Source organism: Collinsella aerofaciens (assembly GCF_039752955.1).
In the GTDB taxonomy this organism is placed as follows: Bacteria; Actinomycetota; Coriobacteriia; order Coriobacteriales; family Coriobacteriaceae; genus Collinsella; species Collinsella aerofaciens_BI.
In genome coordinates, this window is record NZ_JBDMHB010000003.1 from 36,350 (window position 1) to 50,602 (window position 14,253).

At 58.1% G+C, this 14,253-nt stretch carries 13 protein-coding genes and 1 pseudogene; 9 read left to right on the forward strand and 5 right to left on the reverse strand.

The window, feature by feature from the left end; all coding sequences use genetic code 11:
* Positions 1-421: pseudogene (locus ABHR75_RS01435) on the forward strand (glucose-6-phosphate isomerase); the annotation flags it as partial.
* 141 nt (positions 422-562) lie between these two features.
* Here ABHR75_RS01435 and ABHR75_RS01440 read toward each other — a convergent pair.
* From ABHR75_RS01440 to ABHR75_RS01450, 3 genes are all read right to left on the reverse strand, one after another.
* On the reverse strand, positions 563-1,867 hold the full coding sequence (locus ABHR75_RS01440; protein WP_346963463.1) for a VirD4-like conjugal transfer protein, CD1115 family: 1,305 nt from the start codon (positions 1,865-1,867) through the stop codon (positions 563-565).
* On the reverse strand, positions 1,860-2,477 hold the full coding sequence (locus tag ABHR75_RS01445) for an ATP-dependent Clp protease proteolytic subunit (RefSeq protein WP_346963464.1): 618 nt from the start codon (positions 2,475-2,477) through the stop codon (positions 1,860-1,862). The genes ABHR75_RS01440 and ABHR75_RS01445 overlap by 8 nt, the downstream gene beginning before the upstream one ends.
* A 63-nt stretch (positions 2,478-2,540) precedes the next feature.
* Positions 2,541-3,431 (reverse strand): hypothetical protein, encoded by an 891-nt coding sequence (locus ABHR75_RS01450; protein WP_346963465.1) that lies wholly within the window; start codon positions 3,429-3,431, stop codon positions 2,541-2,543.
* A gap of 489 nt (positions 3,432-3,920) precedes the next feature.
* On the opposite strand from ABHR75_RS01450, the gene ABHR75_RS01455 reads away from it, so the two are divergent.
* From ABHR75_RS01455 to ABHR75_RS01490, 8 genes are all read left to right on the forward strand, one after another.
* On the forward strand, positions 3,921-4,763 hold the full coding sequence (locus ABHR75_RS01455; protein WP_346963466.1) for a Cof-type HAD-IIB family hydrolase: 843 nt from the start codon (positions 3,921-3,923) through the stop codon (positions 4,761-4,763).
* 64 nt (positions 4,764-4,827) lie between these two features.
* Positions 4,828-5,487, forward strand: coding sequence for an HAD family hydrolase (locus ABHR75_RS01460; protein ID WP_308196326.1), 660 nt, complete (start codon positions 4,828-4,830; stop codon positions 5,485-5,487).
* Between the two features lie 150 nt (positions 5,488-5,637).
* On the forward strand, positions 5,638-6,381 hold the full coding sequence (locus ABHR75_RS01465) for a GntR family transcriptional regulator (RefSeq protein WP_217749971.1): 744 nt from the start codon (positions 5,638-5,640) through the stop codon (positions 6,379-6,381).
* A gap of 218 nt (positions 6,382-6,599) precedes the next feature.
* Complete coding sequence (locus ABHR75_RS01470; protein ID WP_346963467.1) at positions 6,600-8,063, forward strand: YfcC family protein; 1,464 nt, start codon at positions 6,600-6,602, stop codon at positions 8,061-8,063.
* Between the two features lie 9 nt (positions 8,064-8,072).
* The gene (locus ABHR75_RS01475) at positions 8,073-9,656 is read left to right on the forward strand and encodes an amidohydrolase (protein WP_346963468.1); all 1,584 of its coding nucleotides are present in this window, start codon (positions 8,073-8,075) and stop codon (positions 9,654-9,656) included.
* A gap of 1 nt (position 9,657) precedes the next feature.
* Entirely contained in the window at positions 9,658-10,509 is an 852-nt protein-coding gene (locus tag ABHR75_RS01480) for a sugar phosphate isomerase/epimerase family protein (protein WP_195503316.1), read from the forward strand.
* A gap of 61 nt (positions 10,510-10,570) precedes the next feature.
* The gene (locus tag ABHR75_RS01485; protein WP_022094440.1) at positions 10,571-11,539 is read left to right on the forward strand and encodes an SIS domain-containing protein; all 969 of its coding nucleotides are present in this window, start codon (positions 10,571-10,573) and stop codon (positions 11,537-11,539) included.
* Positions 11,540-11,553: 14 nt separating this feature from the next.
* Entirely contained in the window at positions 11,554-12,417 is an 864-nt protein-coding gene (locus ABHR75_RS01490) for a PfkB family carbohydrate kinase (RefSeq protein WP_215673803.1), read from the forward strand.
* A 124-nt stretch (positions 12,418-12,541) separates the two neighbouring features.
* Here the strand turns inward: ABHR75_RS01490 and ABHR75_RS01495 are convergent, their stop codons facing one another.
* Both ABHR75_RS01495 and ABHR75_RS01500 read right to left on the reverse strand, forming a co-directional pair.
* Complete coding sequence (locus ABHR75_RS01495; RefSeq protein WP_346963469.1) at positions 12,542-13,324, reverse strand: TatD family hydrolase; 783 nt, start codon at positions 13,322-13,324, stop codon at positions 12,542-12,544.
* Between the two features lie 14 nt (positions 13,325-13,338).
* On the reverse strand, positions 13,339-14,136 hold the full coding sequence (locus tag ABHR75_RS01500) for a tRNA threonylcarbamoyladenosine dehydratase (protein WP_346963470.1): 798 nt from the start codon (positions 14,134-14,136) through the stop codon (positions 13,339-13,341).
* Positions 14,137-14,253: the final 117 nt, after the last annotated feature.

A 14,253-nucleotide genomic window follows, 5' to 3' on the forward strand; every position in this document is an offset into this window, starting at 1 on the left:
CGCCAACACTGCCAACCCTGCGACCGACAGCGGTCAGGACGTGCACGAGCTGTTCCTGGGCAACTTCCTGGCCCAGACCAAGGCGCTCGCCTTTGGTAAGACGGCCGACGAGGTTCGTGCCGAGGGCACGCCCGAGCAGATCGTCCCGGCCCGCTGCTTTGAGGGCAACCGCCCGACGACCTCGATCTTCGGCGACACGCTGACCCCGTTCGCACTCGGTGAGCTCATCGCCCTGTACGAGCACATCACGTTTGTCGAGGGCACGGTCTGGGGCATCGATTCCTACGACCAGTGGGGCGTTGAACTGGGCAAGCAGCTTGCCAAGCAGATCACCCCGGCCTTCCACGACGACGCCGCCAAGGCCGAGCAGGACGCTTCGACCCAGGCGCTCATCGAGTTCTATCGCGCGCATCGCAAGTAGTCGCTGCTGTTAACGCATCGCGCCTTATAGTCAGGGGCCCGTATCCTATCGGATGCGGGCCCCTTTGCTTTGCCGTAGTCCCGGGGCGCACGGCCTTTGTGGAACATCGCTGGGGCGCCGCGCGCCGCGAGAACCCTGCGCCTAGATCTCGGCCTCCGCATGGTCTCGCTGCGCCTCGGGCAGCTCCCCGTAGAGCGGATGGTCTTCGAGCCTAAAGCGCTCGACCTGTTCGGGAGTGCGACCGCGCACAAAGAGCCACGAGCGATCGATCGGCGTCGCCATGAGCGTGCTGGGCAGCGCGTCGGCGCGGTCGGAAAACACCCGGGCACTCTCGGGATCCTGGAACGCCAGCACCAGATGCGTGTCGCAGTTGCCCATGATGGAGCGTGCGCGTGCCTCGCCATAGAGCGCATCGAGCTGGTTGGTCGACTGCAGCAGCAGCGTTGCCCAGATGTTGCGGCTTCGGATAATCGAGAGCACGTTGTCGATCTGGGGGATCTGCAGATTTGCGAAGTCATCGAGCATAAAGCGCACGGGCACGGGCAGGCTGCCGTCGGGCTGCCTATCGGCCTCACGAATGAGGCCCATAAACGCCTGCGAAATAAAGAGGCCGGTCAGCGGATCGAGATTGCGGTCAATATCGCTCACGGTTACAAACAGGACGCAGGGGGTGTGTCCCATGGAAGCGAAGTTCACCTGATGGCACTCACGATAGAGCTGTGCCGCACCGTCGAATCCCAGACACATGACCTTTTCGGCAAGGATGCCGACGATGCTCGCGTGCATGCGCTCGGCATTTTGCGTAATGGCGTAGCGCCGCCATAGCGAGAGGGCATAGCTTTGGGGGTCGGTCGTGATCAGGTCGTCAAACAATCGACCCGTGGCACCGTCCTGCAGGTGCTCGATCAGCTTGATGACCGAGCTGATCGTCTGCTCGTCGGCGGGTAGCTGTTCGGTGACGTAGGCGATAAGACACGACAGCAGGTTTGCCGCCGCATGATCCCAAAAAGGCTGGTTGTTGTCCTCGATGGGGCAGATGGCCTTTGCCACCGAGAGGATGTCCTGCTGGTTGGGCCTGCCGTCCGCCTTGCGGCGAATGTGCCTCAGGGGGTTGTAGCCGCAGCGCTCGATGCCGGGCGCAAGGGCCGGGACGGTGTTGAGGTCGGCGAAGTTGAGACATTGCACGCGGTAACCGTGGGCTGCCAGCACGGGTCCCACTTCGCGACAGAGCGTGCCTTTGGTGTCGAGCACGATGTAGCTTGCGTTCATTTGCAGCAGGTTGGGCTTGAGGACGTTTCGGGTCTTGCCGGCTCCCGAGGGGCCGATCACAAGTGCGTTGTTGTTGAGTCCCGTTTGGCGGGTGTCGCAGGAAAGCGTTCGATCCTTGGCGAGGATGGTGGACGATGCGGACTTAGATGCGGCGAGGCGGCTGGCGAGGTTAGACATGGGCGACCTTCTTGGTGGTCGAGAGGATTTCGTGGGCAAAGCCGAGCTCGACGGCGCGCTCGGCCGAAAGGTAGGTGTCTTTTGCGGTGAGGGACTGGATGCGCTTGGGCGTGAGGCCGCTGCGGTCCGAGAGGATTTGCGTGAGGGTCTTGCGGGTCTGCATGAGACGCCGGCTGGTTTCCTGCAGCGCAAGTGCCGAGCCGCCTGCCCCCTGGGGGATCAGCGGGTCGTGAATCATGAGCTCTGCATGGGGCGCCATACGGCGATCGTCGCCGCCCATAAAGATCACGGCGCCCATGGACGCGGCGAATTCCAGGCAGACGGTGCGGATGGGGCACGATGCGAGGCGCATGGCGTCATAGATCGCAAGGCCCGATCGCACGCTTCCGCCGGCGCTGGCGACAAATATGGTGATGGGGCGGCTGGGGTCGGTGGCATCGAGCAGGCGGATTTGCTGGCATAGGTCGTGGGCCATCGGGGTTTCGATGTTTCCCATGACGGAGAGCTCGCGACGGGCGAGCATCTCATCGTAAATGCTGGTGAGCGTGATACCTCGGGCGGATTCACGCATGGTGAGGGGGCTGATGATGGGGGAATGATTGGTGCCCATGAGGACTCCTTTCTGTTGGTTGTGTTGTGGAATAGGATTGTTGCCCGCGGAGGGGCTGGCGGGCTACGGGGTTCGTCCGAGCCTGAGATCGAGCTCGGTTGTGGGGCAGGCTGCCTGTCCGTGCGGCTCGCAAGCGCCAAGGGCTCCAAAGCGATGGAGCGTTGCGACGGGCGTGGTGTAGGCGAGCCGCAGCTGATGCTCGATAGGGGCACATCCGTCATTTTTGTAATGAGCCGCGTAGTACTGCGCGATGCTGGCGTTCATCTCGCTGCCATTGCGATGGCGCTCAAACTGGCGTCTGCAGGTCTCGATGATCTTTGCTACCGACTTGGGTGCCGTCGCAGGAACAAGGGCGAGATAGCCCTCAAATAGCTCGTTGATGCTCAGGAGGCACAGCAGGTCGATCAGCGTCCTTATGGCTGCTCCCTCGGCGGAAAAGTGCGCGGTCATGCGGTTATATCGGTTGCGGTCGACGATGGCCACATGGGGTCTTGGAGTTTTCTGCCCCGTGGTCCCGGGCTTTTGCCGCGCCTGTGTATTGAGCTCGACGTTGCAGCGCTTGAGGCCGTCCAACGGAAGGAACAGTGCGGTGCGCAGGGTGTTCCACTTGCTTTCGAGTTCATGACGCTCGTCGGGTTCCCATTCGAGCTTGAGTTTCGTGTCGAGCGCCGTAAGCATATGGGCTAGGCAGCCTACGGTAAGAACGTACGAATCGTTGTCGCGTTTTGGGGCATAGGGGTCTGTCAGCTTGCGAATGTCGGGGTCGCCCATGATCTTTGTGCAGCGCTTCAGCAGTTGAGGGTGGTCGGCCAAGATCGTCGCGAGCGGTAGCGACGCGTAGTTCTTGATGGTCGCGGCGGCAAAGGCGGCGTCATATTCGTTTGCATATGCTCGCTCAATGCGGGCATCCAGAATGCTTTTCTTATCGCCGTCTTCAGCGTGGTGGTTTGTCATAGCTTCTCCAATCGGTTGATGTTCGTGCTGTTTGTTGATGTGCTGGTTGTCGTGAGTGATGCGCTTGCCGTGGGTGATGTGCTGACGTTGGGGTGCTATGCGGTTTTCAATGAGCCCGTGAGGCAGTTGCTGCAGGGGCGGGATGGAACGGCCCATGCAAGGCGGAAGGCATCGTGCTCAAAATCGAGACAGCAATGCCCTGGGTGCCTCACATGTGGCAGTTACCTCATTAAGTTGTCATTGCGTTTGGGGTTGTACTTTGCCGATCTTCCTTCTCTTACACGCTAAAACTCAAACTTCATATGCTCGATCTACTTAAAACCGCAACGGCGGTCTTTTATCAACTTATATGTCAGAACGCGTCTTTGCAAGTACTTTTTTGCGTTTGTTTCAAATGGGGTGGTTTTGCAACCGTCATGCGCGCGCTGTGCGAACGTGCCCCGGCTCGGATAAGATAGTGCGCGATAAAAACGATGCAAGGAGGCACATATGGCAATCAAAGCCATCGCGATGGACATCGACGGTACGCTCACCAACGACCAGAAAGTGATTAGCCCGCGTACGCGCGAGAAGCTGCTTGCGGCGCAGGAGTCGGGCATTAAGCTCATTTTGGCTTCGGGCCGTCCCGCATGGGGGCTGCACGCCTTGGCGCAGGAGCTCGACCTCCAAAACCATGACGGTCTGCTAGTTGCCTTTAATGGCGCGCATGTGGTCGACGCTCAGACCGATGAGGTCCTTTTTGACCAGGCCATGCCGGCTGACGAACTGCACCGTCTGATTGATCATCTGCAAAACTATGGTGTGATCCCCATGATCTCGCTCGGTCGCGACTTGCATGTCGAGGATTCGTACCGCTGCATGATTACGCTGCCGGATGGCTCGCAGAAAAACATCGTCAAATACGAGCGCGATGCGTGCGACCTTAAGATCCGCGAGGTGGAGAGCCTGCATGAGGTCGCTGATGCTTATCCCGTGGACAAGCTGCTCACTGCGGGCGACCCGGCCTATCTGCAAGCGCATCACGAGGAGATGTACGCGCCCTTTACCCAGACGCTTTCGGGCATGTTTACGGCCGACTGGTACTTTGAGTACACGGCGCCCGGTATCGACAAGGCCCGTGCGCTCGAGGGTGCCCTGCCCAAACTCGGCATCGATGCCGGTGAGGTCGTATCGTTTGGCGACGGCCAGAACGACAAGTCCATGATTGAGTGGGCCGGCACCGGCGTTGCCATGGGCAACGCCGTCGATGAGGTTAAGGCTGTGGCCCAGATGGTGACCGCCAATAACAACGAAGATGGTATTGCGGTGGCGCTGGATAAGCTGCTGGGTTAGAATCGCCGATTAATGCATGGTTCGGGCGCCTGCTCGCGGGCGTCCTTTTGTTAGGGAGGGTGCCGTGTCCGCATTTCCGTTCGATGCCGTTATCTTTGACATGGACGGCGTGATTGTCGATACCGAGTATTACTACCTGGGCGAGACTGCCGCGTTTGCCAAGGAGCTTGGGCTTAATCTGACTCAAGAGGAGTTGAATGGGCAGGTCGGTACCTCGCATCAGTTCTTCCTGCATATGCTGGTCGATTGGTTTGAGCGTGCCGGTAAGGGGCATTTCACTGGCGAGGAAGCGTTGGCCCGTTGGGACGAATGGGCTCATAAGCGTCCGCGCGACTATCAGGCTTTGATTAACCCAGGCGCCGTGGATACGATTCGAGAGCTGCCGCGCCGCGGCGTTCGCGTGGCGCTTGCCAGCTCGTCTCCCATGGTTAGTATCGAGGAAGTGCTCAATGCGTGCGGGCTGTCGGATGCCTTTGAGTATGTGGTGAGCGGCGAGCAGTTTAAGGAGAGCAAGCCCGAGCCCGACATCTACCTGCATGCGCTGGACCTGCTGGGGCTGCCCGCGAATCGCTGCTGCTGCGTCGAGGATTCGGTGCCTGGCATCACCGCTGGCAAGCGAGCCGGCCTGACAGTCATTGCCAAGCGCGAGGAACGCTTTGGCTTTAGCCAGGATGCCGCGGACAAGATTATCGACCAGCTGCCGGAGCTGCTCACGCTTTCTTAGGAGCGCGGTAGTTGCGCGTTTTTCGGGTCTGATGAGTAAATAGCCAACATTTTGGTGCGACACCTAGCATACTTTAAGCTAATGCGGGCTTAAGGGCTTGTTGAATGCCCTTAAGCCCGTTTTAGAATTAATTGTGCTGGGAGAGGGTATATGCCACCGACTGAAGGGCCAACTGACGGTAAAGCAGCGATACCGCTGTACCAACAGGTCATTGATATCATTAAAAACGAAATCAACTCCGGCGCCTACAAGGCAGGCGCGCGGATACCCAACGAATTCGAATTGGCTGAGAGCTATAAAGTTGGCCGCGTTACCGTGCGACGCGCTATTGAGGAGCTCGTCCAGCAGGGCTATCTAACGAAGCGACAGGGGAAAGGCACGTTTGTCAATGCCCCCAAGCTCAAGCGCAAGATTCGCCAGAAGGATGACGTCCAGAGTTTTTCGGACGCATGCCGCGTTAACGGAATGGAACCGGGGGCGTGTGTCATTTCGAGAAAGATACTGCCGGCGGATTCCACCGAAGCGCAGTTCTTTGGTGTTCCCGTTGGAACTGACTTGATTTGCGTTGAGCGCGTGCGCACTGCCGATGGCGTCCCTGTCATGCTCGAGAACAACATATATGTTTACGAGGACAACGCCTATCTATCAACGGCACTTCTATCTAACCAATCCATTTTTGAGTTCGTGCGCAACCGGACGGGCCGCACGCCCGCGTTTACCGACCCGTGCACGCTCGAGATCGCGTGCGCGTCGCCCGAGGTCGCTCGACTGTTGGCAGTTCCCGTTGGCGAACCCTTGTTTTATATGGAAGCCTTCTTTTTCGATGAGCAGCGGCGGCCGTTTATCATCGGTCGTCAGCGGATCGTTGGGTCTCGCTACGTTTTTGACATCTAGGACATTGCGAATGGAAACGCCCGGTGGATCATCTCACCGGGCGTTTCCATACCGTTCATGGCGCAAACGCGACCGTTCAACCGCGTTGCGGCAATCAGTTTGAAATTATCTTGATGAAGGGAAAAGCTGCTGGTAATCTATGGGACGTCATAGAACGTTTGCATTGTGCAAACGTTGAAGCGAGATGCGATGCAGTCTCGAGTTCTTTGGAGGTATCTATGTCAGATACGAAGGCGAAGAAGACAAACAGACGTTTTAAGTTCAAATTACCGCATGTCTATACGATCATGTTCTTGCTGATCGTTGTCTTTGCGGTCCTGACTTGGATCGTTCCCTCTGGTCAGTATCAGCGCAAGACGATTTCGACAGCGGCGGGCGATCGTGAAGTCGCCGTTGCTGGAACCTATGAACAGGTCGATAAGAACTACACCGATTCCGAGACCGGCGAGACCATCAATCTGGGCCAGGATATCTTCGCGGTTCTGCAAGCGCCCACCAAGGGTATCCAAGAGGCTGCCGACGTCGTTGCGTTCGTCTTATTGATTGGCGGATCGTTCGCGATCATCACCAAGACCAACGCTTTGAATGCCGGCATGAGCCGTGTGATTAAAAAGCTCAAGAACAAGGACATCCTCATCATTCCCATCACGATGACATTGCTGTCCATTTGCGGCACTACGTTTGGCATGTCTGAGGAAGCCCTGCCGTTCTATGCCATCTTCATTCCCATCATGATGGGTATCGGTTATGACTCGATGACGGCATTCATCATCTGCTTCCTTGGTCCTAACCTGGGATATTGTGCTTCGACCATCGACCCGTTTAATGTTTTGATCGCCCAAGGCATCATTGGCATCGAGGGCAATCCGCAACTGTGGCTGCGCGCCGTTTCTTGGGTCATCTTCACTGCCGTCGGTATCGCATGGGCCATGCGCTACGCCATGCGCGTCAAGAAAAACCCCGAGTCGTCCATTGTGTACGAGGACGATAAGCTCAAGCGTATTGAGTTTTCCGTGACCGATGCCTCCATCGAGGAAGAGTTCACTATCCGTCAGAAGCTCGTGCTTATCGATTTTGCTTGCGGTATGGGCATTATCGTCTGGGGTCTTGTTACCCAGGGCTGGTACATGAATGAGATTTCCGCCGTGTTCCTTGGCATGGGCTTGCTTGCCGGTATCCTGGGCGGCCTTGACCAGCAGACGATCGCAGAGGAGTTCGTTAAGGGTCTCGCCGACTTTGCGTACGCTGCCATCGTTATCGGTATCGCTCGCGGTATTCTGGTCATCGCCGAGGGCGGCATGATCATCGACACCATCCTCCAGGCGCTCGCTACCGCGCTTGCCGGTGCACCCGCCGCCGTCTACACCACGTTTATGTATATCGTCCTTGGCCTGCTCTCTTTGCTGGTTCCCTCGAGTTCTGGCCTGGCGGCGCTCACCATGCCCGTTATGGGCCCCCTGACCGAGCTCATGGGCCTCAATCCCGAGGCGGCCGTCACCGCGCTCCAGTTTGCCAACCAGACCATCAACACCATCAGCCCCGTGGCGGGCATGACGGTCGCCGGTCTTGCCGTGGCTAGGATTTCGTTTGGCCAATGGTGGAAGACCATTTGGAAGTTCTTCATTTTCATGGTCGTCTTTGGCCTGATCGTAACGGCAATCTCTGGCATGCTTCCGGTGTAGGTGGTTGTGATGTCTGATCGTTTGACGGTCCTGACGTCTAAGAGCGTCTTTACCGGTACGGGGGACCTGCCGTTTGAAGGTTTCGTAGCGGTCCGTGGCAATCGAATTGAGGCTGTTGGCACCAAGTGTGAGGTAGCTTCGTATTTGACCCAGGCGGACGAGGTAGTTGACCTGGGCGACCGCACCGTCATGCCTGGCCTGATCGATGTACATACCTTCTATACAGGCTGGGCGCTGCGGACGTTGGGGTCTGATCTGTCCGGCATCGCTGATGCCAAAGAGGCCGTGTCGCTCTTGCGTGCATGGAAAGAAGATCATCCGGATTGCGCGGCGGCTTTTGGCCACAGCCTACCCGAAACGTTGGCATCGGATGCCGAGAACGCAAATACGGCAGCTGTGTTTGACGATTGTTTTGGCGATATCCCTGTCGTCTGCTTTACACCGGGTGCGGAGACCTGCGTTCTCAATGCTGCCGCCAGTGCACGATACGGCTTTACACCCCAGGCGTGCTATGCCGAGAAGATCTGGCGCATGATGAGCGATTTCCTCGCGCTGCCCGAGGTACGTGCGGGGTATTCGGACTACATGAGCATGCTTAACGAGCGCGGCGTTACCGCCATCAAGGAGATGGCGTTTGATGACTACTACGGTTTTGCCGACGAAATGGCTCGCCGTGAGGAATCTGGTGAGCTGACGGTTCGCGTCTCTATGATGTCGCAGCCGGTGGGTGCCGGTGCAAATCTGGCATATGCCCGCGAGGCACGAGAGCGCTTCCGGGGACCGTTCGTTCGTTTTTCTGGCTTCAACCGTATGACCGATCGCGGCGTATGGGCGGGGCTTGCCGAGATGATTGACCCCTATGAGGACACGGCCGATGCGGGCGCTGCCGGCAAGACGGTTGTCGAGGAGCCCGAGTGGGATCTGATTGAGAACGAGCTGCGCGCAATTGATGCTGACGGCTTCCGATATTCCTTGCATTGCCAGGGCGATGGCGCCGTTCGTCGCACCGTGGCGCTCTATGCCTCGCTGCCTCGAGACGAGCATGGACGGTTGCTTCGCCGCCATGCGATTACCGATCTCGAGAACTCTGATCCGACCGATCTTGTCAAGTTTGGCAAGTTAGGTGGAATTTGCGAGGTCTATCCGCAGATTCTGACGCTGGACCGGCGCGAGGATTGCCTGTCGATGATGCGTCGACAAATTGGCAAGACGCGACTTTTGCACAGCTGGAATCGCCGCGGCATGGAAGATTCCGGATGCACGGTGTGCTGTGGTACGGATTTGCCGCTGCTGATTCCGAGCCTGGGCGAGTCAATCTACAGTGCGTGCGGCGGATACTTCGACGATGGACTGCCCGTGAATGAGGCCAACGCGCTGACGCTTGTCGAGCTCTTGCGTGCTTGGACTGCCGGGGGCGCGTACGATCTGATGCGCGAAGACGAGCTGGGTACGCTCGAGGTTGGCAAGCTTGCCGATATCTGCGTGCTCGATCGGGATGTGTTCGACCTCGATTATCGCGACGCACGCGATCTTGCGGTTGACATGACGATGTCGGACGGACAAATCGTGTTCGATCGAAATAAGGAGGCATAAGATGTCTGAATCCAAACCGACGCTGCACCGCGAGCAGATTGCGGGCATGAATATCCACTACATCATGTGGTCGCTCGATTACTTCCTTGATGTGCAGCAGCGCTTGGGCTTTGAGTCCATTGAGCTGTGGTGTGCAGAGCCGCATGTGACGCTCGACCACACGGGCTACTTTGAGGCTGAGGTCCTGGCGAAAAAGGCTGCAGACCGTGGGCTTAGGTATCGTACTCTGTGTCCCGAGAATGTTGTCTATCCTTGGCAGTACTGCGCACGCAAACCGCTGCATGAACAGCGCAGCTTGGCGTACTTTAAGCACGGCATTGAGCTTGCCGAGGTACTTGGGTGCGACCGCATGTCCATCAACTCGGGCTGGGGCGACTGGGACGAGGACCGCGAGGAAGCCTGGAAGCGCAGCCGCGAGCACTTGTCCATTCTGGCGGAGTATGCCGGCGAGCACGGTCTGGTGCTTACGATGGAAAGCCTGCGTCCCGAGGAGAGCAACCTTGTGACGACGGTTTCCGATGCGAAGCGCATGATTGACGAGGTCGCGAGCCCGTACTTACAGCCCATGGTTGATACAACCGCGATGGGCGTTGCAGGCGAGACGCTCGAGGACTGGTTTGCCGCCTTTGGTGATGGGGCAATTCACGAGATGCACTTTATCGACGGTGACCCGTATGGCCATCTGGTGTGGGGCGATGGCAAGCACGATATGGACGCCTTCGTCGCCACGCTCAACGCCCATGGTTTCGACGGCATGCTGGGCCAGGAAATCACGGACGGTCGTTACTACGATGACCCGGCGGCGGCAGATGCCAAGAACATGGCCGCATTCGAGAAATATCTGATTGACTAAAACAACTATCGGCCACGCAGCCAACGTCATTGATTGCGGCCAAACAAGAAAGGAACTGGATATGAACGCACACGATCTGATCAAAGAGGCAATTGCCGAGAAGGGCAAGTTCGACAGTGTCTACTGGATTGCTTGCGGTGGCTCCATGATCGATTTGATCCCGGCTCATGAGCTTCTGCAGCGCGAGGCAACCACCTTCACTTCGTATATCTATACGGCTCGCGAGTTCGATATCATGCGTCCGCGTCGTCTGGGCGAGAAGTCCCTGGTCATCGCTTGCAGCCACAGCGGCAACACCCCGGAGGTCGTCGAGGGCTGCGAGATTGCCCTTGCTGCCGGTGCTACGGTGATCGCCCAGACCGACAACGCTGGATCCAAGATCGACTCCGGCAAGTGGACCACGTGGGTCTACCCATGGGGCGAGGGCGTGCCGCAGGCCGAGGTTCCCGCTGGTATTTCGCTGTCGCTTGCGGCAGAGCTGCTCGATCAGCAGGAGGGCTACGCCGATCTTGCCGATATGTATGCCGGTATCGCCGAGATGGATAAGATTCTTCCCCCGGCACGCGAGAAGGTAAATGCCGAGCTGGGCGATCGCTTTGCCAAGCTTTGCCAGGAGCACGAGTTCTTCTATATTCTGGGCAGCGGTCCCAACTTTAGCCAGACCTACGGTTTCGCTATCTGCTCTCTTATGGAGATGCAGTGGCAGCACTGCAGCTACATCCACTCCGCCGAGTACTTCCACGGCCCCTTCGAGGCTACTCAGGATGGCGTTTTTTACTTCCTGCAGATGGGCTCCAGCGAGTGCCGTGCTATGGACGAGCGCGCCCTGGCGTTTCTTAAGACGCATACCGATACGCTGATGGTGCTCGATGCCAAGGAGTACGGTATGGAAGCCGTGCCGGCGAGCGTCCGCGCCTATCTGGACCCGGTGCTGTTCTACGCCATGAACTGCGAGCTGCGTGCTGCACGCGGCAAGGTGTTTGATCACGACCCCGATTTCCGTCGCTATATGGGTGTTGTCGAGTACTAGAAGGGACAAAGGCCATGGCATTTAACGTTAACGCGCTCGGATTTGGCGACAACGTCGTCGATCGCTACGAGCATATCCACACCATGTATCCTGGCGGCAATGCGGTGAACTTCGCCGTTTATGCCAAGAAATGCGGTGCCGCACGCTCCGCATACATGGGAATTTTTGGCAATGATGCCGCTGCCGAGCATGTCATTGCAAGCCTCGAGGATGAGGGTATCGAGCTTGACAAGTGCGAGCAGATGATTGGCGAGAACGGAGCGGCTCGCGTGACCGTCGTCGACGGTGACCGTGTCTTCCTCGGCTCCAACGAGGGCGGTATCCGTGGCGATGCGCGCTATGTCCTCAATCGCTTTGACCTTGCGTACATGAAGCAGTTCGATGTGGTTCATTCGGGCAACTATTGCTTTACCGAGCGCGAGCTTCCCAAGTTGAAGGCTGCGGGCGTCACGGTCTCTTTTGACTTTTCGGACGACTCCACCGACGAGTACTACGAGCAGATTGCGCCCTACGTCGATTTTGCTTTCTTTAGTGCGGCGGATGCTGCGAGTGAGGACGAGATTCGCGAGCGTCTGGCATGGGTGAAGGGCCTGGGTCCGCGTTTTGTGTCGGCTACGGCGGGCGCCGAGGGCTGCATTGCTTACGACGGCGAGCGTTATTACCGCCAGCTGGCCAAACCGGTAACGGACATGAAGGACACCATGGGGGCGGGCGACTCGTTCCTCACCTCGTTTTTGATGTGCTATCTCGATTCCGCCAAGCGCGGTGAGGATGGCGCCGAGGCCATCGAGCGCGCGCTCGACTTTGCTGCCGGGTTTGCCTCGACCGTGTGCGGCATGGAAGGTTCTTGGGGCCACGGAGCGCCGATTTCCGAATAGGTGAGCAGTGCCGGGGAGTCGAATTGTCGACTCCCCGGGACCTCGTGTGCAAAAAACGCCAAATATGAGTACTGTATCCATTCCGGTAACAGTACTCATATTTGGCGTTTTTTGCACACCGAGCTTAGCGAAGGTCAAAAACAGCGTGCGCATTTGCTAAAACTACCGACTCGATGCGCTTTGCGTCACAGTTTTTGAGTGAGGCGATGCGTTCTGAGGTCCATGTGAGCGATCTGATAAGCGACTGTGCGCTTGTTTCGGTGTTTGCCTCCGCCGGCGCATCGGTCTCGAGCAGTAAACGATCGAGTGGGATCTGTCGGGCGTATTCGCGACCGCGCTTGGTGGCGAGCATCCGCTCGTTCACGGAAAAATAACAGCCCGCATTACGCGCGCGGACGAGTTCGTCCGAAGTACCGCTAAACCAGTGGAAGATGATAGCGGGGGAGTCGGGGTTTGGGATGAGCAGTCCATTCGATTCGAGGACGTCCAGTACGGCTCCTGCCGAACGAACGGCGTGAATTGATATCACACGCCCGACAAGAGGATGCTGCGCGAGCGCATCGCAGAGCCGGTCAAATGCCTGTATTTGAAGCAGTTCGCTTCCGGCGAAGCGCGCGGAAAAGTCGAGTCCCACCTCGCCGATGTAGCGCTCTTGGGCAGCAACTTCGCAAAGCAGATTGACTTCGGCAGGACCGCAGCGGCCGTCGGCGAGCCACCAGGGGTGGAGCCCAATGCCGGCGATGATGCCTGGTTGGCGACGGGCGCGCTCGTTAGCGGCCGAAAAGTCGCGTGGATTGACGCCGCAGTCAAAGAGCCCCAGACCCAATGCCGCCGACTCACTGGCTGCAGCATCGGGGCTGAGCATCAAATCAAGATGACAATGCGTGTCAAAGAATCGCGGTTCCATCGCAGGGCATCCTGCTAGTCCAGGCGCTGGCCATCGGCGCGTACGCGCTCGGTGCCGCGCCCGCTGATCTGGCGGATAACCTCGCCGGCGATCATCTGGCCCATGATGGGCGGCATAAAGCTGGCGGTGCCCAACTCGGTACGCTCGTGGATGTTGGAAGGGTCGCGGGGCTGTGTCTTAACCGATTCCTCGCAGCTAAACAGTACATGCAGGCTCTTGATTCCGCGCTTCTTGCATTCTTTGCGCATGATGCGGCTCATGGGGTCACGTACCGTATCGAAGATGTCGGCAAAGCGGAGGCACTCGGGATGGAGCTTGTTGGCCCCGCCCATGGAGCTAACCAAACGGATGTCGTGGTCCTGAGCATATTTGGCAATGGTGAGCTTGGCCGAGATGGTGTCGATGGCGTCGACGACGTAGTCGAGCTTGCCGTCCGTCTGCTCCAAAACGCTCGCAAAGAACTCGTCGATGTTATCGCTCAACAGGTATTCAGTTCGCTTGATGACGGTGGCGGCAGGATTGATATCGTGGATCATGGCCTCCATCACGTCAACCTTGCGCTTGCCGACGGTGCTGTGAAAGGCGATGGCCTGGCGATTGATATTGCTGGGCGCGATGATGTCCTTATCCAGAATGACGAAATGTCCGATGCCGCCGCGGGCGAGTGCCTCGCAGCAGTTGGAGCCCACGCCTCCGCAGCCGAGCACCAGCACCGTGGCGTTGGCGAGCTTATCGAGTGCCTCGCGGCCCATGATGATCTCGAGCTTGGTGTCGCGTGTCTCGATGGGAGTTGCGGCTGTGGTTTCGGTCATAAATATCCTCCGATGGGGAAGCAGGTCGTGTTTTAGCTATCGCCATTATAGGTAATCGCCCATAGGTTGCGATGGCGTTTGCTTTGATGTGGTTTGAAGCATTGCGATTAGACAGTT

Excerpts from the sequence above, each read along its gene's own strand:
- ABHR75_RS01440 (WP_346963463.1), bottom strand. The coding sequence starts at position 1,867 with ATGTCTAACCTCGCCAGCCGCCTCGCCGCATCTAAGTCCGCATCGTCC.
- ABHR75_RS01445 (WP_346963464.1), bottom strand. The coding sequence starts at position 2,477 with ATGGGCACCAATCATTCCCCCATCATCAGCCCCCTCACCATGCGTGAA.
- ABHR75_RS01450 (WP_346963465.1), bottom strand. The coding sequence starts at position 3,431 with ATGACAAACCACCACGCTGAAGACGGCGATAAGAAAAGCATTCTGGAT.
- ABHR75_RS01455 (WP_346963466.1), top strand. The coding sequence starts at position 3,921 with ATGGCAATCAAAGCCATCGCGATGGACATCGACGGTACGCTCACCAAC.
- ABHR75_RS01465 (WP_217749971.1), top strand. The coding sequence starts at position 5,638 with ATGCCACCGACTGAAGGGCCAACTGACGGTAAAGCAGCGATACCGCTG.
- ABHR75_RS01470 (WP_346963467.1), top strand. The coding sequence starts at position 6,600 with ATGTCAGATACGAAGGCGAAGAAGACAAACAGACGTTTTAAGTTCAAA.
- ABHR75_RS01475 (WP_346963468.1), top strand. The coding sequence starts at position 8,073 with ATGTCTGATCGTTTGACGGTCCTGACGTCTAAGAGCGTCTTTACCGGT.
- ABHR75_RS01480 (WP_195503316.1), top strand. The coding sequence starts at position 9,658 with ATGTCTGAATCCAAACCGACGCTGCACCGCGAGCAGATTGCGGGCATG.
- ABHR75_RS01485 (WP_022094440.1), top strand. The coding sequence starts at position 10,571 with ATGAACGCACACGATCTGATCAAAGAGGCAATTGCCGAGAAGGGCAAG.
- ABHR75_RS01490 (WP_215673803.1), top strand. The coding sequence starts at position 11,554 with ATGGCATTTAACGTTAACGCGCTCGGATTTGGCGACAACGTCGTCGAT.
- ABHR75_RS01495 (WP_346963469.1), bottom strand. The coding sequence starts at position 13,324 with ATGGAACCGCGATTCTTTGACACGCATTGTCATCTTGATTTGATGCTC.
- ABHR75_RS01500 (WP_346963470.1), bottom strand. The coding sequence starts at position 14,136 with ATGACCGAAACCACAGCCGCAACTCCCATCGAGACACGCGACACCAAG.